Consider the following 279-nt stretch of genomic DNA (forward strand, 5'->3'; position numbering starts at 1 on the left):
CTACAGTACCTGCGTGACTGGGTGGATGCATGAGTGAGGATATTGTCTCGAACGGGTTGGTGGACGACCGATACGTGAAAGAGCTGCGGTTAGTTGATGAATTTCAATCACAGATGGGGGCGCTGCTCCGACAGTTCGAGGAGCGGATGATTGCGGTCCATCCGGAGTTGTTCCATCGGGTAGAGAGTGCACGCGTGCGCCAGAGTGATAATCCGGGGAGTGGGTTGGCGAATCACCGGATCAATCATTCTTTGACGGGGCCGGCTGCGCCGGAGGGCG

1 pseudogene is annotated in these 279 nt (G+C 57.3%); it reads left to right on the forward strand.

What is annotated here, in order from left to right:
- Positions 1–29 precede the first annotated feature (29 nt).
- Positions 30–279: pseudogene (locus tag SM753_RS20455) on the forward strand (hypothetical protein); the annotation flags it as partial.

The organism is Halostella sp. PRR32, assembly GCF_034808085.1.
GTDB classification, from domain to species: Archaea; Halobacteriota; Halobacteria; order Halobacteriales; family Natronoarchaeaceae; genus Halostella; species Halostella pelagica.